The organism is Pseudomonas sp. R84, assembly GCF_009834515.1.
Taxonomy (GTDB): Bacteria; Pseudomonadota; Gammaproteobacteria; order Pseudomonadales; family Pseudomonadaceae; genus Aquipseudomonas.
The window spans coordinates 5,588,876-5,607,799 of record NZ_CP019426.1 but is presented as its reverse complement, the minus strand read 5'-3'; the positions used below and the strand labels follow the sequence as shown (position 1 = coordinate 5,607,799).

The 18,924-nt window shown below is 59.0% G+C and carries 19 protein-coding genes and 4 tRNA genes; 10 read left to right on the top strand and 13 right to left on the bottom strand.

The features are described 5' to 3' along the window. Positions 1–36: 36 nt before the first annotated feature. The 4 genes from PspR84_RS24780 to PspR84_RS24765 all read right to left on the bottom strand — a co-directional run bounded on the left by PspR84_RS24780 (position 37) and on the right by PspR84_RS24765 (position 4,344). Positions 37–1,383 (bottom strand): sigma-54 dependent transcriptional regulator, encoded by a 1,347-nt coding sequence (locus PspR84_RS24780; RefSeq protein ID WP_160059471.1) that lies wholly within the window; start codon positions 1,381–1,383, stop codon positions 37–39. Beyond that, on the bottom strand, positions 1,380–2,969 hold the full coding sequence (locus PspR84_RS24775; RefSeq protein ID WP_160060140.1) for an ATP-binding protein: 1,590 nt from the start codon (positions 2,967–2,969) through the stop codon (positions 1,380–1,382). Before PspR84_RS24775 ends, PspR84_RS24780 begins: the two co-directional genes overlap by 4 nt. Further along, positions 2,959–3,201: a PP0621 family protein gene (locus tag PspR84_RS24770; RefSeq protein WP_160059470.1), complete on the bottom strand. Its 243-nt coding sequence runs from the start codon at positions 3,199–3,201 to the stop codon at positions 2,959–2,961. Before PspR84_RS24770 ends, PspR84_RS24775 begins: the two co-directional genes overlap by 11 nt. Positions 3,202–3,327: 126 nt before the next feature. Then, a complete protein-coding gene (locus PspR84_RS24765) occupies positions 3,328–4,344 on the bottom strand; it encodes an outer membrane protein assembly factor BamD (protein WP_160059469.1) in 1,017 nt (338 codons plus the stop codon). 151 nt (positions 4,345–4,495) lie between these two features. Between PspR84_RS24765 and rluD the strand changes: the two genes are divergently transcribed. From rluD to PspR84_RS24725, 8 genes are all read left to right on the top strand, one after another. Continuing rightward, positions 4,496–5,458: a 23S rRNA pseudouridine(1911/1915/1917) synthase RluD gene (gene rluD, locus PspR84_RS24760; protein WP_122592797.1), complete on the top strand. Its 963-nt coding sequence runs from the start codon at positions 4,496–4,498 to the stop codon at positions 5,456–5,458. Beyond that, complete coding sequence (pgeF, locus tag PspR84_RS24755) at positions 5,455–6,177, top strand: peptidoglycan editing factor PgeF (RefSeq protein ID WP_160059468.1); 723 nt, start codon at positions 5,455–5,457, stop codon at positions 6,175–6,177. The genes rluD and pgeF overlap by 4 nt, the downstream gene beginning before the upstream one ends. Positions 6,178–6,306: 129 nt before the next feature. Beyond that, positions 6,307–8,871, top strand: coding sequence for an ATP-dependent chaperone ClpB (gene clpB / locus PspR84_RS24750; RefSeq protein WP_160059467.1), 2,565 nt, complete (start codon positions 6,307–6,309; stop codon positions 8,869–8,871). Positions 8,872–9,168: 297 nt separating this feature from the next. Next, a tRNA-Asn gene (locus PspR84_RS24745) sits at positions 9,169–9,244 on the top strand. A 9-nt stretch (positions 9,245–9,253) separates the two neighbouring features. After that, positions 9,254–9,330, top strand: a tRNA-Pro gene (locus PspR84_RS24740). A gap of 5 nt (positions 9,331–9,335) precedes the next feature. Continuing rightward, positions 9,336–9,411, top strand: a tRNA-Lys gene (locus tag PspR84_RS24735). Positions 9,412–9,508: 97 nt separating this feature from the next. Then, positions 9,509–9,585, top strand: a tRNA-Pro gene (locus PspR84_RS24730). 164 nt (positions 9,586–9,749) lie between these two features. After that, positions 9,750–11,375 (top strand): methyl-accepting chemotaxis protein, encoded by a 1,626-nt coding sequence (locus PspR84_RS24725; protein ID WP_160059466.1) that lies wholly within the window; start codon positions 9,750–9,752, stop codon positions 11,373–11,375. 62 nt (positions 11,376–11,437) lie between these two features. Here PspR84_RS24725 and PspR84_RS24720 read toward each other — a convergent pair whose 3' ends face one another. The 5 genes from PspR84_RS24720 to PspR84_RS24700 form a co-directional block, all read right to left on the bottom strand. Then, positions 11,438–11,845: an EF-hand domain-containing protein gene (locus PspR84_RS24720; RefSeq protein WP_160059465.1), complete on the bottom strand. Its 408-nt coding sequence runs from the start codon at positions 11,843–11,845 to the stop codon at positions 11,438–11,440. Positions 11,846–12,129: 284 nt separating this feature from the next. After that, positions 12,130–13,428 carry an NAD(P)/FAD-dependent oxidoreductase gene (locus PspR84_RS24715; protein ID WP_016986237.1) on the bottom strand — a complete coding sequence of 433 codons (1,299 nt, stop codon included), beginning with the start codon at positions 13,426–13,428 and terminating at the stop codon, positions 12,130–12,132. A gap of 63 nt (positions 13,429–13,491) precedes the next feature. Next, positions 13,492–13,665 carry a DUF3094 domain-containing protein gene (locus tag PspR84_RS24710; protein WP_007909875.1) on the bottom strand — a complete coding sequence of 58 codons (174 nt, stop codon included), beginning with the start codon at positions 13,663–13,665 and terminating at the stop codon, positions 13,492–13,494. A gap of 51 nt (positions 13,666–13,716) precedes the next feature. Next, entirely contained in the window at positions 13,717–14,244 is a 528-nt protein-coding gene (locus PspR84_RS24705; RefSeq protein ID WP_160059464.1) for an MOSC domain-containing protein, read from the bottom strand. Next, positions 14,241–14,867, bottom strand: a complete 627-nt coding sequence (locus PspR84_RS24700; protein WP_007909887.1) for a DUF1780 domain-containing protein — start codon at positions 14,865–14,867, stop codon at positions 14,241–14,243. Before PspR84_RS24700 ends, PspR84_RS24705 begins: the two co-directional genes overlap by 4 nt. A 172-nt stretch (positions 14,868–15,039) precedes the next feature. On the opposite strand from PspR84_RS24700, the gene PspR84_RS24695 reads away from it, so the two are divergent. Then, positions 15,040–15,729: an energy-coupling factor ABC transporter permease gene (locus tag PspR84_RS24695; protein WP_160059463.1), complete on the top strand. Its 690-nt coding sequence runs from the start codon at positions 15,040–15,042 to the stop codon at positions 15,727–15,729. A 65-nt stretch (positions 15,730–15,794) separates the two neighbouring features. Then, entirely contained in the window at positions 15,795–16,010 is a 216-nt protein-coding gene (locus PspR84_RS24690; protein WP_038369048.1) for a hypothetical protein, read from the top strand. A 5-nt stretch (positions 16,011–16,015) separates the two neighbouring features. Here the strand turns inward: PspR84_RS24690 and yacG are convergent, their stop codons facing one another. The 4 genes from yacG to PspR84_RS24670 are packed head-to-tail and all read right to left on the bottom strand — an operon-like array spanning position 16,016 to position 18,924. Next, complete coding sequence (gene yacG, locus PspR84_RS24685) at positions 16,016–16,216, bottom strand: DNA gyrase inhibitor YacG (protein WP_160059462.1); 201 nt, start codon at positions 16,214–16,216, stop codon at positions 16,016–16,018. Further along, the gene (gene coaE / locus PspR84_RS24680) at positions 16,213–16,836 is read right to left on the bottom strand and encodes a dephospho-CoA kinase (protein ID WP_160059461.1); all 624 of its coding nucleotides are present in this window, start codon (positions 16,834–16,836) and stop codon (positions 16,213–16,215) included. The genes yacG and coaE overlap by 4 nt, the downstream gene beginning before the upstream one ends. Further along, on the bottom strand, positions 16,833–17,705 hold the full coding sequence (locus tag PspR84_RS24675; RefSeq protein ID WP_160059460.1) for an A24 family peptidase: 873 nt from the start codon (positions 17,703–17,705) through the stop codon (positions 16,833–16,835). The genes coaE and PspR84_RS24675 overlap by 4 nt, the downstream gene beginning before the upstream one ends. Position 17,706: 1 nt before the next feature. Then, positions 17,707–18,924: a type II secretion system F family protein gene (locus tag PspR84_RS24670; RefSeq protein WP_160059459.1), complete on the bottom strand. Its 1,218-nt coding sequence runs from the start codon at positions 18,922–18,924 to the stop codon at positions 17,707–17,709.

The following is an 18,924-nucleotide window of genomic DNA, read 5'->3' as shown; positions in this document are numbered from 1 at the left end:
TCCAGTGTGGGAGCGAGCCTGCTCGCGAAGGGGTCCTCAATCCAGGCCTAATTTTTTCAGCCTGTAGCGCATCGACCTGAACGATAGACTCAACCGCTGCGCCGCCGCCGTGCGATTCCAGCGCGTTTCCTCCAGCGCCTGCAAGATCAGCTTCCTCTCGACGTTCTCCAGATAATCCTCAAGATTGTCGATCTGGGTCAGATCGGCAATGCCGCCATCTGCCGCGCAGTTGCCTTCGCTCAGACGTAAATCTTCAGCTTCGATCGTGCGGTTTTCGCACAAGGTGTGCGCCCGTTCGAGAACGTTCTCCAACTCCCGAACATTTCCCGGAAACCGGTAGTTCTTCAATGCTTCCAGCGCCTGCGGATGCAGTCGTGCTGGCGGTTGGCCGGTGTCCTTGGCCAAGCGCTTGAGCATATTGGCCGCCAGCACTTCAATGTCATCACGCCGCTCGCGCAGGGACGGCACGCGCAGTTCAATCACGTTCAAGCGGTAATAAAGGTCCTGACGAAAGCGTTCGGCGGCGACCTCGGCATCGAGATCCTTGTGCGTGGCGCAGAGAATCCGCACATCGACCACGCTTTCCTGCTGGCCGCCAACACTGCGCACGGCTTTCTCCTGAATCGCCCGCAGCAGTTTGACTTGCATCGACAACGGCAAGTCCGCCACTTCATCGAGAAACAACGTGCCGCCGTGGGCCGCCTGGAACAACCCCGGCTTGTCTTCGACCGCGCCAGTGAAACTGCCTTTGCGGTGACCGAAAAATTCGCTTTCCATCAGCTCCGAAGGGATTGCTCCGCAGTTGACCGGCACGAACGGCTGGTTGGCGCGCGGCCCTTGCTCATGGATCAGGCGAGCGACCAGTTCCTTGCCACTGCCTGACTCGCCACTGATATACACCGGCGCCTGACTGCGGGCGAGTTTGTCGATTTGCTTGCGCAGACTGCGCATCGGTGGCGAGTCGCCCAGCAAGCGTCGATCAATCGCTGTAAAGCTGCCTCCTGCCGCCGGCATGCGCAGGGCGGCGCCGACCAGTTCTCGCAAGCGGGTGAGGTCGACCGGTTTGGTCAGGAAGTCGAAAGCCCCGGCTTTCAAGGCGTTGATGGCCGTTTCCAGGCTGCCATAGGCGGTGATCATCGCTACGGGCAGTTGTGGATAACGTTGCTGAATATGCTGCACCAGCTCCAGCCCGGTACCGTCGGGCAGGCGCATGTCGGTCAGGCACAGATCGAAGCTCTCGCGGTTGAGCAGCGCTTGGGCTTCAGCCAGATTGCGTGCGCAGCAGGTGTCGAGTTTCATCCGTCCCAGGGTGATTTCCAGGAGTTCGCGGATGTCTGGTTCGTCGTCGACGATGAGGATTTTTTGCCGTGGGCTCGTATTCAACTTTGTTTCCGTCCGTGAGCAAAGGTGATGCGAAAGCAGCCGCCGCCTTGGCGTGATTGAAAGTCTAGGCGCGCTTGGTTGCTTTCGCACAGCTCACGGGACAGATAAAGCCCAAGGCCGGTGCCCTGGCTGCTGGTGGTGAAGAACGGTTCGAACAGATGCGTCTGCTCATCAGCCGGCACGCCGGGGCCGTTGTCCTGCACTTCGAGGACCGCCAACTGGCTGTCGGGATCGGTGAACAGGGCCAGCCAGACTTCGGCTTGATCATGCAGCAGGGCGCTGTGGCGCCAGCCATTGCGTAACAGATTGTCGAGAATCTGCGTGAGCTGATTGGGGTCCATCAGCGTGGTGAAGTCCCCTGAATTGATCCGCAGATGAATCTGCTGGCGCTCGCTGGCCTGTTCGCGGCTTTCGGCGACGAAATTTTCCAGCCACGGCTTGAGATCCAGCCGTTGTGGCGCGCTCTGCTGGCGGCGGGACAGTTGCAGGACGTTTTCGATGACTCGGTTCATGCGCTGGGAGTGATCTTGAATAATCTGCGTCAGACGCCGATCGGCGCTGTCGAGTTCCTCGGACTCAGCCAATAGCTGCGCGGCATGACTGATGGCACCAAGTGGATTGCGGATTTCATGGGAGATGCCGGCGGTCAGGCGCCCGAGTGCGGCGAGCTTCAGTTGCTGAGCCTGCTGGGCGATTTGCGCGAGGTCTTCGAGAAATACCAGGGTTTGCTGGTTGGGGCTTTGTTCCAGCGCGATGAAGCTCGGTTGCAACTCCAGACCATTGCCGGGAATTTTCAGGCTTTGTGGGCGCAGGGTCGGATTGTTCATCCACAGTTGCAGGCGGTCGACCATAGCCGGCGAGTAATCGTCGATCAGATGGCCCTGCAAATGTGTTTGCGCGAGTAAGGTCTGGGCGCTGTGGTTGGCCAATTGCACTCGACGTTCTTCATCGAGCACCAGAATTCCGGTACGCATGCGTTGCAAGATCAATGCGTTCAATGCTTCGAGGCCGACGACTTCGCTGGCGCGTTGTTCGGCCAGTGTTTCACTGACCTCCAGGCGCCGGATCAGACCCTGCACCAGTAATGATGCGGCAAAGCACAGGGCGCCGAGCGTGCCGGCTTGCAGGTATTCATTGGCGCTCAGGGGATGATCGAAGCTCAGCAGGACACTCGAACCGATGATGCCCAGCGCGCTGATGGCGGCGATCAACAGGCCGATGCGCCGGCGTAGCAAGGTGTTGCTGATCGCCACCGAGACGATCAGCAGATTGCCCAGCGCACTGCCAACGCCACCGGCAGCAAAGAACAAAGCGCATAAAAGCAGGACATCGACGAGGGCCAGGCTGAACAGTTGCGCCGGCCGTCGCGTGTTCTCGAGGAATACCACCAACAGAATGTTGAGAATCAGGTACAGCCAACTGCCGCCGCGCAGCAATTCGTCGTTGGCCGACGTCAGCAGGCGGTTGTCCATGTTGCTGGAGATCAGCAGCACCAGAGTGATGCCGACGCTTAAACGGTAGAGATGATAAAGGCGCAGCAGGCGCTGCGCCTGTTTGCTGTCGGCGTGGGTGGCCTCAGCGATCACTGGCACCCGGGCCTTGCTCGAGGTGAGCCTGGCTGCAATACCACTGTTGTTGCACGCTCAGCGCGCGGTCGCGCGGCAGATGCACGCCGCAATGGGCGCAACGCACCATCGGCGCGGCGTCCTGCTCGCGTGATGGGCGATTGGATTGAGAGGACGCGGCAGGCGCCTTGAATTTACGCCACAGCCAGATGGCGGCGAAAATCACGACGATCCAGAACAATAAACGAAGCATGATGAGCGGCTTTTCGACTGATGATCCCGCAGTTTAGCCAAGGACCCGACAAGCGCACAGCGGATTAAAGCGCGGAAACGAAAAAGGGAGATCCGCAGATCTCCCTTTTCTGTACTGCCGGTGTGATCAGTCGAACACGCCGAAAGTCATGTAGCTGAACCACGAGCGGTCGGTGTTGCTCGACTCAGGCTCCGGCTCTTCGATCACGTCGCCGTTCTCGTCTTTAGGCTTGAGTTCGTTCGGGATCGCGTCTTTCGCGTCCTGGAACTGCTTCTGCACGTCCTGGTTGGCGCGGGTTTCGCCCGGCGGCAGCGGTGGACGCGATTCGATCAGACCCAGAGTCGCCTTGCTCAGGAACGAGCGGTTGTCGGCTTCGGCAACCCGTGGCACGAACTGACCGTCCTGCAGGCTTGGGTGGTTCGGGTAGTTGAGCTTCAGGGTTTCGAGGCTGGTGGCCGCCAGTTCGTCCAGGTGCAGACGCTGATAGGCTTCAGTCATTACCGCCAGGCCATCGGCGACCGATGGGGTTTCCTGGAAGTTTTCTACGACGTAACGACCACGGTTGGCTGCGGCTACATAGGCCTGACGGGTCAGGTAGTAGTCGGCCACGTGAATTTCGTAGGCCGCCAGCAGGTTGCGCAGGTAGATCATGCGCTGCTTGGCGTCCGGCGCGTAGCGGCTGTTCGGGTAGCGGCTGGTCAGCTGGGCGAACTCGTTGTACGAGTCGCGCGCGGCGCCCGGGTCACGCTTGGTCATGTCCAGCGGCAGGAAGCGCGCCAGCAGGCCGACGTCCTGGTCGAAAGACGTCAGACCTTTGAGGTAATACGCGTAATCCACGTTCGGGTGCTGCGGATGCAAACGAATGAAACGCTCGGCAGCGGACTTTGCAGCTTCCGGCTCGGCGTTTTTATAGTTGGCGTAGATCAGCTCCAGCTGTGCCTGATCGGCGTAGCGACCGAACGGATAACGCGACTCCAGAGCCTTCAGCTTGGCTGTGGCGCTGGTGTAGCTATTGTTGTCCAGGTCAGTCTGAGCCTGCTGATACAGCTCGGCTTCGCTGAGGTTTTCGTCTACGACTTCCTTCGATGAGCAAGCAGCGGTCAATGCGAGGATGGCGATCAGCAGCAGGTGTTTCACTTGCATGGCGGCTTGCGTCCCTATGACGGCCGCTGTCTTGGGCGGGGCCGTCCTGTTATGATGAGCGCCCCGTTGAAAAGCCTCGGGGCAAAAGACGCCGTATTTAACCACAAGCGCGCAGCCGAAACCAAAAGCTGTGCCGACGCACAGTCAGAGCATGTCCGATAAAATTGAACTTCGCGCAGAGGTGCCGTCCGAATTGGGCGGCCAACGCCTCGATCAAGTCGCTGCCCAACTCTTCGCTGAGCACTCTCGCTCGCGCCTTTCCGCCTGGATCAAAGAAGGTCGCCTGACTGTGGACGGGGCGGTCATCCGCCCGCGCGACATCGTGCACGGCGGTGCCATCCTTGAGCTGACTGCCGAGCAGGAAGCCCAGGGCGAGTGGATCGCCCAGGACATCGAGCTCGACATCGTCTATGAAGACGACGACATTCTGGTGATCAACAAGCCTGCGGGCCTGGTGGTGCACCCGGCTGCCGGTCACGCCGATGGCACTTTGCTCAACGCCTTGCTGCACCACGTGCCGGACATCATCAATGTCCCACGCGCCGGCATCGTGCATCGTCTGGACAAGGACACCACCGGTCTGATGGTGGTGGCCAAGACCATTCAGGCGCAGACCAAGCTGGTTACGCAACTGCAGAGTCGCAGCGTCAGCCGCATCTATGAGTGCATCGTGATCGGTGTGGTCACCGCCGGGGGCAAGATCAACGCCCCGATCGGTCGCCACGGCCAGCAGCGTCAGCGCATGGCGGTGATGGAAGGCGGCAAGCCTGCCGTCAGCCACTACCGCGTGCTGGAGCGTTTCCGTTCGCACACCCACGTACGGGTGAAGCTGGAAACCGGTCGTACTCACCAGATCCGCGTACACATGTCGCACATCAACTTCCCGTTGGTCGGCGACCCGGCGTATGGCGGCCGTTTCCGCATTCCGCCAGCCGCGAACCCGACGATGGTTGAATCGCTCAAGCATTTCCCGCGTCAGGCCCTGCACGCGCGTTTCCTTGAGCTGGATCATCCGACGACCGGTGTGCGCATGAGCTGGGAATCGCCGCTGCCAGAAGATTTCGTCTGGCTGTTGACCCTGCTCAAGCAGGATCGCGAGGCGTTCATCGGATGAACTGGCTGACGCCGGACTGGCCTGCGCCGGCCAGCGTCAAAGCCTGCGTTACCACCCGCGAGGGTGGCGTCAGCGAGGCGCCGTTCGACAGCCTCAATCTGGGCGATCATGTCGATGATCGTCCTGAGGCTGTGGCCGAGAACCGTCGGCGCCTCACCGATCACTTCTCTATACAGCCTGCCTGGTTGCAGCAAGTGCACGGGATTGCCGTGGCGCATGCTGATCCGGGCATTGTCGCGACCGCCGATGCCAGCTGGACGGCAACGCCAGGCATTGCCTGCGCGGCGATGACGGCGGACTGCCTGCCTGCATTGTTCTGCGATCGTGCCGGCACCCGTGTAGCGGCGGCTCATGCCGGTTGGCGTGGTCTGGCGGCGGGCGTGCTTGAGGCAACTCTCGACAGCCTCGATGTTCCGGCTGGAGACGTTTTGGTCTGGCTGGGTCCGGCGATTGGCCCGAAAGCCTTTGAAGTCGGCCCGGAAGTGCGGGAAGTCTTCATCAATCAATTGCCCGCGGCGGCAGAAGCCTTCGTGCCGAGCGACAATGCCGGCAAGTTCATGGCTGACATCTATTTGCTGGCGCGCCTGCGTCTGGCTGAACGTGGTGTCACCGCTGTTTATGGTGGCGGTTTCTGCACCGTGACCGATTCACGCTTCTTCTCTTATCGCCGTGCTTCGCGCACCGGTCGCTTCGCCTCCCTTATCTGGCTCACCCGCTAAACTCTCTGATCTGCATCAACCCTCTGACGCTTGAATCTTGCAGAATCGACCGCATCTATAGCGGTATCTGGCAGGTTTCTTTATTCAGGATGGTTTTTAGGTCCGGCCTGCTCAAAAGGAAGGTGACTTATGCGAATAGACCGTTTAACCAGCAAATTACAGTTGGCCTTGTCCGACGCCCAGTCGTTGGCAGTCGGCCACGATCATCCGGCCATCGAGCCGGCGCACTTGATGCAAGCCATGCTTGAACAGCAGGGTGGTTCGATCAAACCTCTGCTGATGCAGGTGGGCTTCGACGTCAACAGCTTGCGCAAAGAGCTGACCAAAGAGCTCGACCAATTACCGAAAATCCAGAACCCGACCGGCGACGTCAACATGTCGCAGGATCTGGCGCGCCTGCTCAATCAGGCTGACCGTCTGGCCCAGCAGAAGGGCGACCAGTTCATCTCCAGCGAACTGGTGTTGCTCGCCGCGATGGACGAAAACAGCAAGCTCGGCAAGTTGCTGCTCGGCCAGGGCGTGAGCAAGAAAGCCCTGGAAAACGCGATCAACAACCTGCGTGGCGGCGAAGCGGTAAACGACGCCAACCACGAGGAGTCGCGGCAGGCGCTGGATAAATACACCGTTGACCTGACCAAGCGCGCCGAAGACGGCAAGCTCGATCCGGTGATCGGTCGTGATGACGAAATTCGTCGCACCATTCAGGTTCTGCAACGTCGCACCAAGAACAACCCGGTGCTGATCGGCGAACCTGGCGTGGGTAAAACCGCCATCGCCGAAGGTCTGGCCCAGCGCATCATCAACGGCGAAGTGCCGGACGGCCTCAAAGGCAAGCGTCTGCTCTCGCTCGATATGGGCGCGCTGATTGCCGGTGCCAAGTATCGCGGTGAGTTCGAAGAGCGCCTGAAATCGCTGCTCAACGAGCTGTCTAAACAGGAAGGGCAGATCATTCTGTTCATCGACGAACTGCACACCATGGTCGGCGCCGGTAAAGGCGAAGGCTCGATGGATGCCGGCAACATGCTCAAGCCTGCACTGGCTCGCGGCGAGTTGCACTGCGTCGGCGCGACCACGCTCAACGAGTACCGCCAATATATAGAGAAGGACGCGGCGCTCGAACGACGCTTCCAGAAAGTATTGGTGGATGAGCCGAGTGAAGAAGACACCATCGCCATCCTGCGTGGCCTTAAAGAGCGTTACGAGGTTCACCACAAGGTGGCAATCACCGACGGCGCGATCATCGCCGCGGCCAAGCTCAGCCATCGCTACATCACTGACCGGCAGTTGCCGGACAAGGCCATCGACCTGATCGACGAGGCCGCCAGCCGCATCCGTATGGAAATCGATTCCAAGCCGGAAGTGCTCGATCGTCTGGAGCGTCGCCTGATTCAGTTGAAGGTGGAATCCCAGGCGCTGAAGAAAGAAAGCGACGAAGCGGCGATGAAACGTCTGGAGAAACTTCAGGAAGAAATCGTCCGTCACGAGCGCGAGTATTCGGATCTGGAAGAAATCTGGAACTCGGAAAAAGCCGAGGTGCAGGGTTCTGCACAGATTCAGCAGAAGATCGAACAGTCGCGTCAGGAACTGGAGGCCGCACGCCGTAAAGGCGACCTTAACCGCATGGCCGAGTTGCAGTACGGGGTGATCCCGGATCTGGAGCGCAGCCTGCAAATGGTCGATCAGCACGGCAAGAGCGAAAACCAGCTGCTGCGTAGCAAGGTGACTGAAGAAGAGATCGCCGAAGTCGTATCGAAGTGGACCGGCATTCCCGTGTCGAAAATGCTCGAAGGCGAGCGCGACAAACTGATGAAGATGGAAAGCCTGTTGCACAAACGGGTGATTGGTCAGGAGGAAGCCGTGGTCGCTGTGGCCAACGCGGTACGGCGTTCGCGTGCCGGGTTGTCCGACCCGAATCGTCCAAGCGGCTCGTTCATGTTCCTCGGCCCGACCGGTGTTGGTAAAACCGAGCTGTGCAAGGCACTGGCCGAATTCCTCTTTGATACTGAAGAGGCGATGGTACGGATCGACATGTCCGAGTTCATGGAGAAACATTCCGTGGCGCGTCTGATCGGTGCGCCACCGGGATACGTCGGTTACGAAGAAGGCGGTTACCTGACCGAGGCTGTGCGTCGCAAGCCGTACTCGGTGATCCTGCTGGACGAAGTCGAGAAGGCACACCCGGATGTGTTCAACATCTTGCTGCAAGTGCTTGAGGATGGCCGCTTGACCGACAGTCATGGCCGCACGGTGGACTTCCGCAATACTGTGATCGTCATGACTTCGAACCTGGGGTCGGTACAGATCCAGGAACTGGTCGGTGATCGTGAGGCGCAGCGCGCAGCGGTGATGGATGCGCTTACGTCGCACTTCCGTCCGGAGTTCATCAACCGGGTCGACGAAGTGGTGATCTTCGAGCCTTTGGCGCGGGATCAGATCGCGGGCATTACCGAGATCCAGTTGGGCCGTCTGCGCACTCGCCTGGCCGAGCGTGAGCTGAAGCTGGAACTCAGCCCGGAGGCGATGGACAAGTTGATTGCTGTCGGTTACGACCCGGTGTATGGCGCTCGTCCTTTGAAGCGGGCGATTCAGCGCTGGATCGAAAACCCGCTGGCGCAGTTGATTCTTTCGGGTCACTTCATGCCAGGCGACACGGCGAGCGGGGCTGTCGAGAACGACGAAATCGTTTTCAACTGAGTCCAAGCGCCAATGAAAATTGGCAGGCCCTACATCGTAGGGCCTTTTTTTTCGTTAGGCTGTTGAACTCAAAGGAAAAGGCTTGTAAAGTGCGCCCCGCAGTCAGTCGCCAAGACGGTCTCAGCTCACTGAGTTGAAATCTGAAATAAGTTGCAAATCATTAACTTGAAAGCAATTTAGGGGGTTGACAGAGGTGTTCTAGGTTGTAGAATAGCGCGCCTCAGACACACGAACGCAGCGATGCGAACGAGTGACTAGATGCAACAAGTTTCACCGTTGTAAATTGAAATATGTAGTTCCGTGATAGCTCAGTCGGTAGAGCAAATGACTGTTAATCATTGGGTCCCAGGTTCGAGTCCTGGTCACGGAGCCAATTTCAAGCCGGGGTATAGCGCAGTCCGGTAGCGCGCCTGCTTTGGGAGCAGGATGTCAGGAGTTCGAATCCCCTTACCCCGACCATTTTTGGGTCGTTAGCTCAGTTGGTAGAGCAGTTGGCTTTTAACCAATTGGTCGTAGGTTCGAATCCCACACGACCCACCATTTTTGAAACCAGTTAACGCTGGGATCGAATCTTAAGATCAGAGGCCAAAAGCGCTGATCGAAGAAGGCGATCTTTGAAAGGTCGCCTTTTTTTTACCGGGGTATAGCGCAGTCCGGTAGCGCGCCTGCTTTGGGAGCAGGATGTCAGGAGTTCGAATCCCCTTACCCCGACCATATTAAAAATCCTCGTATCGAAAGATACGGGGATTTTTTTTGTCCGACAAAAACGCATTTCCCCTTCAAGTCATCATACAACCTGCCGATAGCCCGCTAACACGAGGGGACTGCCATGGCTTCGCCCCTTGAATCTGGCCAATACAAGAATAAGGGCGTTCGTCATGTTGCTTCGTCAGTTGAATATTGCTCCCCGGGCGGCCCTGGGGTTCGCCCTGATCGCGGTGTTGGTGGCCTTGCTCGGCGTTTTTGCCCTCGGGCAGATGTCGAGTATTCGCGACAGTGAAGTCGCTGTGGAAAATCAGTGGCTGCCAAGTATTCGTGGCGGCGACGAGATTCGCGAGATCATGCTGCGTATCCGCACCATCTCGCTGCGCATGGCGCTGGATCAGGACACCAACAATATCGCCACCTACCGCAGCCAGATGGACACCCGCGACAAGGAGCTGAGCGAGAAAATCGCCGCTTACGACAAACTGGTCAACACCCCGGAAGGCCAGCAGCTATACGACCAGTTCAAGAAAACCTTCGCTGCCTATCGCAGTGGCATCGCTCAATCCTTCGCCCTTGCTGAGCAAGGCAAGCGTGATGAGCTGACCAAATTGTTGCTGGTCGACATGAAGACAGTGGTCGATGGCTCCGGCAAGCAACTCAACGATCTGGCAGACCTGTTCGCCAAACAGGTCGCCGCCGAAAGCCAGAAGTCCGCTGCGCACTACGAAAACTCGCGCACGATTGTCAGTTTGTTCATTGCCTTGGCCGCACTGGCCACCGTAGCACTGGCGATGATGCTCACGCGCAGCATCGTTCGTCCGCTGAGCAGTGCAGTGAGTGCAGCAGAAAGTGTCGCGCAGGGTGATCTGACCCGACCGATCGAAACCCATGGCAACGATGAAGTCAGTCGCTTGCTCAAAGCCTTGGCAACCATGCAACAGAACCTGCGTGAGACGCTGCAAGGCATCAGCGGTTCGGCGATGCAACTGGCGACGGCTGCCGATGAACTCAATGCGGTGACGCTCGACAGCACACAGGGGCTGCAACAACAGAACAACGAAATCGAACAGGCCGCGACTGCCGTCAACCAGATGACCGCCGCGGTGGAAGAGGTCGCACGCAATGCGGTGTCGACATCTGACGCGACTCGCCAGTCCAGCGAGTCGGCGCATCTGGGCCAAGTGCGCGTCAGTGAGACCGCCACCGCCATCAACGCACTGGCCAACGATGTGCAGCAAACCGGCGAGTTGGTGCAATCACTGGCCAACCAGTCGCAGGACATCGGCAAAGTGCTGGACGTGATTCGGGCGATTGCCGAGCAGACCAATCTGCTGGCGCTCAACGCAGCGATTGAAGCGGCGCGCGCCGGCGAGAGCGGACGAGGCTTTGCCGTAGTGGCTGATGAAGTGCGGGCGCTGGCTTATCGCACGCAGCAGTCGACGCAGGAGATCGAGCAGATGGTCCAGGGCATGCGCAGCGGTTCGAGCCTGGCGCTGGATTCGATGCAGGCCAGTACCGCACGGGCGACGACCACGCTGGCGTTGGCTGAGCGCGCTGGTGAGGCGCTGCAAACCATTACCGCCTCGGTGCATGAGATCCATGAGCGTAATCTGGTCATTGCCAGTGCTGCGGAAGAACAAGCGCAAGTCGCGCGGGAAGTGGATCGCAACCTGGTGAACATTCGTGATCTGTCGGTACGTTCGGCCGCCGGTGCCGATCAGACCAGTGCCTCCAGCCACGAGTTGTCGCAACTGGCCAACGCCTTGCAGGGCATGGTCCGGCGTTTCCAGTTATAAACGGCAGACGTGAAAAAGCCGCGTTTCTGCCAAGAGAAGCGCGGCTTGGTTTTTTCTGCTGATCAGGCGCCGTCTTGATCTTTCAGGTGCTCGAACAGGCCTTTTGGCATCTTCTTGCCATTGGCTTCAAAGTTGGCCTTCACGTTGTTGTAGGCCTCTTGCTCGTCGATGAAACCGTCATAGTTGGTGTCGATCTTGTCGAAGTCGGACTTCGGCGCGACTTTCAGGAATTCGGCGCGCGAGACCTTGCCGTCACCGTCGCTGTCCGTCTTGGCCATCGAAGCATCACCACATTTGCCTTCACCGCATTTGCCCTCCGGCGCTTTCACCGAAGTTTCTGCCGAAGCGACCATGTAGCCCTGCGTCAGTGGTTGAGCGGCAAACACCGAACCGGACAACATCAAGCCGCCCGCCAGCGCGGCGCCGATCAGGCCAATGGATTTTTTACCGAGGGTCGAAGTACCGGACATTTACATTCTCCTGGGCTGCGCTGTGCAACCACATGTTAAGGACGATTGCCTGAGCAGGTGCTGCTCGGGTGTGGCCATTAAGCGGTGGCGGTGTATCGCGACGGTGCCGCCAGGCGGGGAGTTTGTAAGCGAAGGTTAGATATTACGGACGCAGATACATTACGAGACAGAATCACAAATCAAATGTAGGAGTGAGCCTGCTCGCGATAGCGGTGTGTCATTCAACAATGATGTCGACTGACGCACCGCTATCGCGAGCAGGCTCACTCCTACAGGTTTTTACATCAATGCAGTTTCAAACGCGGCTCGGTGCCTCGACCAATCTTGCTGCCCAGCATCAACATCGCCGTGCGGAACGGCCCGTACAATGCCATCTGGTGCATGCGATACAGCGACACGTAAAACATCCGCGCCAGCCAGCCTTCGAGCATCACGCTGCCGGTCAGGTTGCCCATCAAGTTACCCACAGCGGAAAAACGCGACAGCGAGATCAGCGAGCCGTAGTCGGTGTACTTGTATTCCGGCAGAGTCTTGCCTTCGATGCGCAGTTTCAGCGATTTGGCCAGCAGCGATGCCTGTTGGTGTGCGGCTTGCGCCCGTGGTGGCACGTTGCGATCAGTGCCCGGTTGCGGGCACGCGGCGCAATCGCCGAAGGCGAAGATGTTTTCATCGCGCGTGGTTTGCAGGGTCGGCAACACTTGCAGCTGATTGATGCGGTTGGTTTCCAGGCCATCGATGTCCTTGAGGAAACCCGGTGCGCGAATACCGGCAGCCCAGACTTTCAGGCTGGCCTTGATCTCATTGCCATCGGCAGTGATCAGGCTGTCGGCGGTCACTTCGCTGACCGAAGCGTTGGTCATCACATTGACCCCGAGTTTTTCCAGGGTCTTGTGTACCGGCCCGCTGATGCGTTCCGGCAGGGCAGGCAACACCCGTGGGCCGGCTTCGATCAGGGTGATGTGCATGTTTTCCGGTTTGATCCGGTCCAGACCATAAGCCGCCAGTTCGTGGGCGGCGTTGTGCAGTTCTGCCGCCAGTTCAACACCCGTGGCGCCAGCGCCGACGATGGCCACACTGATTTGCTCGACCACATCGGTTTGCCCGGCGTGTGCACGCAGATAGTGATTAAGCAGTTGCTGATGGAAGCGCTCGGCCTGTTTGCGGGTGTCGAGGAACAGGCAGTGCTGCGCCGCGCCCTGCGTGCCGAAATCATTGGTGGTGCTGCCGACGCTGATCACCAGCGAGTCGTACTGCACTTCCCTCGCCGGCACCAGTTCTACGCCGTTTTCATCGTAGGTGGCGGCCAACTGGATTTTCTTCTGCGCGCGATCGAGCCCGCTCATGCGCCCCAGCTGGAACTCGAAGTGGTTCCATTTTGCCTGGGCAACATAGTTGAGTTCGTCTTCGGAAGAGTTCAGCGATCCGGCGGCCACTTCGTGCAACAGCGGCTTCCAGATGTGCGTCAGATTGGCGTCGACCAGCATCACACTGGCCGTGCCGCGCTTGCCCAGAGTCTTACCCAGACGGGTAGCCAACTCCAGACCGCCGGCGCCGCCGCCGACAATAACAATACGATGGGACATAGGAATAACTCGCAAGGTTTTTAAAGGAAATCGGTGTCGTTACCCAAGCGAGCGCGAGGCAGCTCATAGCGTCAGGTAACTGATAAATCGGCTCAACAGGCCCAGACCAATGGTCACTGCCAGCACCAGCACCAGGAGCATCCACGGCCGGAAAGGCCGGCGCTCGACTCGGTGTTGGGACAGTTGCAGGTACTCTTCGACATGTTTCTGGTCTTCGGGGTTCAGGCGGCTGGTCATATTTGCCTCGTCAGGTAGACGTTGCTGAATGGGCAGAAGCTACAGCGGTTTCTATCCGGGGTTGAACGCAGCATAGCCGCTGTCCGGAACCGGTTCGACGCTGACCCGGTCTTCGAGGCGAATGATCCCGCTTTGTAACACCCGCGCGGTAATTCCGCCATGGCCGCGCACCGCTTGAAAGGTGCCCGGGCCAAGGTTGTTCTGCAGCCGTGCGCAGGGCTGACACCAGCCCGTGGTTTCGAATATTGCCTGACCGATACGAAAGCGCCGACCCTTGAGGCTAAACAAATTGATACCGCTGATAACGAGATTACGGCGCAGATCTTCAGGCCTGACAGGTTGATCATCGGGGCGCCCCATCAATGCGCTGATCACCGGCAGATGTTCCCACTGGATCAGCGTCACCTGCCGCGCGTTACGCACACCGGGGCGGGCGTGATCGCCGGTCAGTCCTGCTTCCAGCCGCGCTTCCACCGCATCAAGTTCAATCATCGGCCCGCGCGACTCGGGGCGCACGCCGATCCAGCGCACACGCCCAGTCTGCGGCACATCGGCGATCAATTGCTGAAGTGGTGTCACAGGCTGATTCCCACATCAAAAACAATGCTGCGACCGAGGTTGCTACGCAGAAAGTCCGGTGCGTCCGGATGGGCGAACAGCACACGGGCGAAGGTCGGGCCAACCAGGGAAAGCGAGCGCCAACCCTGACGCAGATATTCGGTAGGCGGTGGAAAATGGCTGTTCAAGTCCAGTACTTCACGTTTGAGGCTGGCGAAGGCGATGATATCCAGTTCGCCCAGATCCATGCCACGTTCCTTGTAGTTGTGCGCCTTCTTGCGCAAGGTCGGTGCCAGTCGCAGCAGGAATTCATTGGCCGGAATGCGCTTGGGCTTGGCCTCACGGCGCACCAGTTGGCTGAGAGAAAAGGCGCTGCGTCGTCGCTGTAATTCATCGCGCCATTCATCGTTGAGCCGGCGCCCCTCGTCGAGCACGAAGAACACCTCGAAATTGGCATCGCGAAACAGCACGTCCGGCGGCTCGCCGGCCGGCGCGAATTCATCGGCGCGGTAGGGAATGTTCAGGCCTTGCAGCAGGCGCTGGCAGACCCAACGCTCACGCTCCCATTTGCGGGCATTGGACAGAAAGGCGTTGGCCTGCTCGGCCGCGATGGTCAGCAGGCGTAAATAATCTGAGTCATCCATAAGCCCAAGCTTAGCGTTCAAATGCGACAAGCAGAAAGCTTTGCTTGAACCGCCCGTTCACCTTGCCCTTGTAGGAGCTGCCGAAGGCTGCGATCTTTTGATCTTGCTGTTAAATCAAAAGATCGCAGCCTTCGGCAGCTCCTACAGCTGAATGTCGATGGAGGGTGAGGGAATGATTGGAGCTGAACTGCTTTCGACGGCGAGCCTGACGCTCGGCTGGCTGATTTATGTGCCGGTGCTGCTCTGGGCGATTTTGCGTGCGCCGTGGGTCGAGTTGTTCAGTGACAGCCGGCGTCAGCATCTGCTGTTCGGGACGGTGTTCGCGTTGTTCCTGTTGTGGCTGGTGCGCAGGGATTTCGACACGGGCGTGTCTTATCATTTCATCGGCATGACGGCGGTAACGTTGCTGCTGGACTGGCCGCTGGCGATTGTCGGCGGGCTGGTCGCGCAAATGGGTCTGGTGCTGCTCGGGCGTCAGGATCTACTGGCCGTCGGGGGCAATGGCACTTTGTTCATTTTGCTGCCGGTGCTGGTTACCGAATGCGTGGCGATCGTCGTCGAGCGCGCACAGCCACGCAATCCGTTCGTGTACATCTTCTGTTCCGGCTTCTTTGCCGCCGCGCTGTCAGCCCTGTTGTGCCTGATCCTCAGCCTGACGCTGCTGTGGTACGACGGTCTCTTTGCCATGCCGGAGTGGCTGGAAGATTTCATCGGTTATCTGTGGCTGCTGCTGTTTCCCGAGGCGTTCATCAACGGCATGATCGTCAGTGCCCTGGTGGTATTCAGCCCGGAATGGCTGGAGACCTTCAACCGCACACGCTACCTTTCGGCGCCGTGGAAGGACGACGATCCGAAGTCTTGATCCACATCAAACCGGCTGCGCGCGGGAAATTTCATGCTCGCACAAATCCCTTCAGGAGCAGCGGCATGAGCGTTTACGAGTGGGCAAGGCAGGAAACCCGGCAGAGTCTGGACATGGCGCAGGAGGTGGGCTTTGACCCGGGGTTGAGTTTGCGCGCCTTGCTCAGTGCGGTGGTGCAGCAGAGCAAGGCCGTGCGCAACGCCGAAGACCTGGCCGACGAGTTGCGTTTTCTCGCGGAAAACCTCGACGACAATCAGGACTACGGCTTTATGCGGCCCTGATCGGATCAGTGGCGCGGATCGAAATCGCCGGAAAACAGTTCATCTTCGGCGTCCGGTGCGACCGGAATCTTGTGTTCTTCCGACGCCCAGGCGCCGAGGTCGATCAGTTTGCAGCGATCGGAGCAGAACGGCCGAAACTTGTTTTCGGCAGTGAATTCCACGGGGGCGCCGCAGGTTGGGCATTCAACGGTTGGGGTCTGGCTCATGCATGGCCTCCGGATAATGTCAGGTATAAGTGATGCAGACGCTCGACCTCGCTGTGCAGCCAGGCGAGGTCGCGGTCGTTGACCACCACGTCGTCGGCACGATTCACGCGATCTTCGCGGCTCGACTGGGCCTTGAGGATCGCCTGAACCTGCTCTTCGCTGGTCTGGTCACGCTGCAAGGTGCGTTCGATCTGCAGTTGTTGCGGGGCGTCGATCACCAGAATGCGCTGAGTCATCGCGTATTGCCCGGATTCGATCAACAACGGCGAAACCAGAATCGCGTAAGGCGATTTTGCCAGCGCCAGGTGATGGGCGATTTCCTCGGCGATCAACGGATGCAGCAGGGCTTCGAGCCAGCGGCGTTCTTCCGGCACTTCAAAGATCAGTTTGCGCAGGGCGGCGCGATCCAGCGTGCCATCGGCCAGCAGCACGCCGGGGCCGAAGTGTTCGGCAATCTTTGCCAGCGCCGGACGCCCCGGCTCTACCACCCAGCGCGCCGCATGATCGGCATCCACCACGTGGATACCCAGATCAATGAAGTGCTGGGCCGCCGCGCTTTTGCCGCTGCCGATGCCGCCGGTGAGGCCGAGAATCCAGGATTTTTCCACAGGGGTATTCATTTCAAACCGACAAACTGCCAATAGAAGTCGGTTATTTGACCACCCCAGAGCAAGGCAATCCAGCCGGCAATTGCCAGATAGGGGCCGAAGGGGATGGGGGTCGAGGTTTTCTCATTACGCAAGCGCAGCAAAATCACCCCGATAATGGCGCCGACCAGCGATGACAACAGGATCGTCAGCGGCAAAATCTGCCAGCCGCCCCACGCTCCAAGCAACGCCAGCAGCTTGAAATCACCGTGGCCGATGCCGTCCTTGCCGGTCAGCAGTTTGAACAGCCAGAATACTGACCACAGCGCCAGGTAACCGGCCACCGCGCCCCACAGTGCATCGTGCAACGGCACGAACAAGCCGAAGCTGTTGACGATCAGCCCTAGCCACAGCAACGGCAGTACCAGCACATCGGGCAACAGTTGATGCTCGGTGTCGATCAGACTCATCGCCAGCAAACCCCAGGTGAGGACGATCAACAGGCACGCCGGCCAACCGAAACCGAAGTGCCAGGCGATGAAGGCCGAGAGCAACCCACAGGCCAGTTCGGTTAGTGGATAACGTTTGCTGATCGGTGCGGTACACGCAGAGCAGCGCCCGCGCAGCCACAGGTAACTCAACAGGGGAATGTTTTCCCACGGGCGAATCCGGTGGGCGCAATGCGGACATTCGGAGTGCGGCAGCATCAGGTTGTAAGTGGGCAGCGGCGTTTCACCAGGCAAACCGAGCACATCGTGGGCCTGCTGGCGCCAGTCGCGCTCGAGCATTTTCGGCAGACGCCAGATCAGCACGTTGAGGAAGCTGCCGACCACCAGACCCAGCAGCAGGGCGGTGAAGACAAAGGCCAGCGGATACAGGGCGAACAGTTCTTCGATAGGCATGTCAGATCGCTGAGCCAAGTTGGAAGATCGGCAAATACATGGCCACCACCAGCCCACCGACGATTACCCCCAGCACCACCATGATAAATGGCTCCATAAGGCTGGTGAGGTTGTCGACCATGTTATCCACTTCCTCTTCGTAAAACCCCGCGACCTTGTCGAGCATCTCATCCAGCGCGCCGGACTCTTCGCCGATCGCGGTCATTTGCACGGCCATGTTGGGAAAGACCCCGGTGCTGCGCATCGAAAAATTCAGCTGCATGCCGGTCGAGACGTCCTGACGAATCCGCAGCACAGCACGCTTGAACACCACGTTGCCGGTGGCGCCGGCCACCGAGTCGAGCGCTTCCACCAGCGGCACACCGGCAGCGAATGTGGTCGACAGGGTTCGAGCGAATCGCGCCACGGCGGATTTGTACATCAGCGTGCCCACCAAGGGCAGTTTCAATAGCCAGGTGTCTTTGCGATCGCGTAATGCCTGAGATGTTTTCAGTGCATGGCGAGTACCAAAGATCGTCACGACCAGCGCGCCGAGAATCGCCCACCACCATTGCTGCATGAATTCCGACAGACTGATCACCATCAGCGTGAAGGCCGGCAGCTCTGCGCCGAAACCGGAAAACACCGACTGAAACTGCGGCACCACTTTAACCAGCAGTATTCCGGTCACGACTGCTGCCACCAGCACCACGGCGGTGGGGTAGGTCATGGCTTTTTTGATCTTGGCCTTGAGCCGTTCGCTTTTTTCCTTATAGGTCGCGACCCGTTCCAGCAACGTGTCGAGTGCGCCGGACTGCTCGCCGGCGTCGACCAGATTGCAATACAACTCGTCGAAATACTGCGGCTTCTTGCGCAGGGCTGTGGCGAAGCTGTTACCGGCCGCGACCTCCTGCTTCACCTCGTCCACCAGTTTGCGCATGGCCGGGTTTTCAAAGCCTTCGCCAATGATGTCGAACGACTGCAGCAGCGGCACACCAGCCTTCATCATGGTCGCCATCTGCCGGGTGAACAGAGCAATGTCCTGGGCTTTGATGCGTTTGCCAAAGCTCAACAACGACGCGGTCTTCTTGCGTACTTTGCCGGGATTGATCCCCTGTTTACGCAGTTGTGCCTTGATCAGTGCAGGGTTCTGTCCACTTAATTCGCCAGTGACTTTGCTGCCTTTCCTGTCCGTGCCTTCCCAGGCATAAATGCTGATTTTCGCTGCCTTGACCGCCAT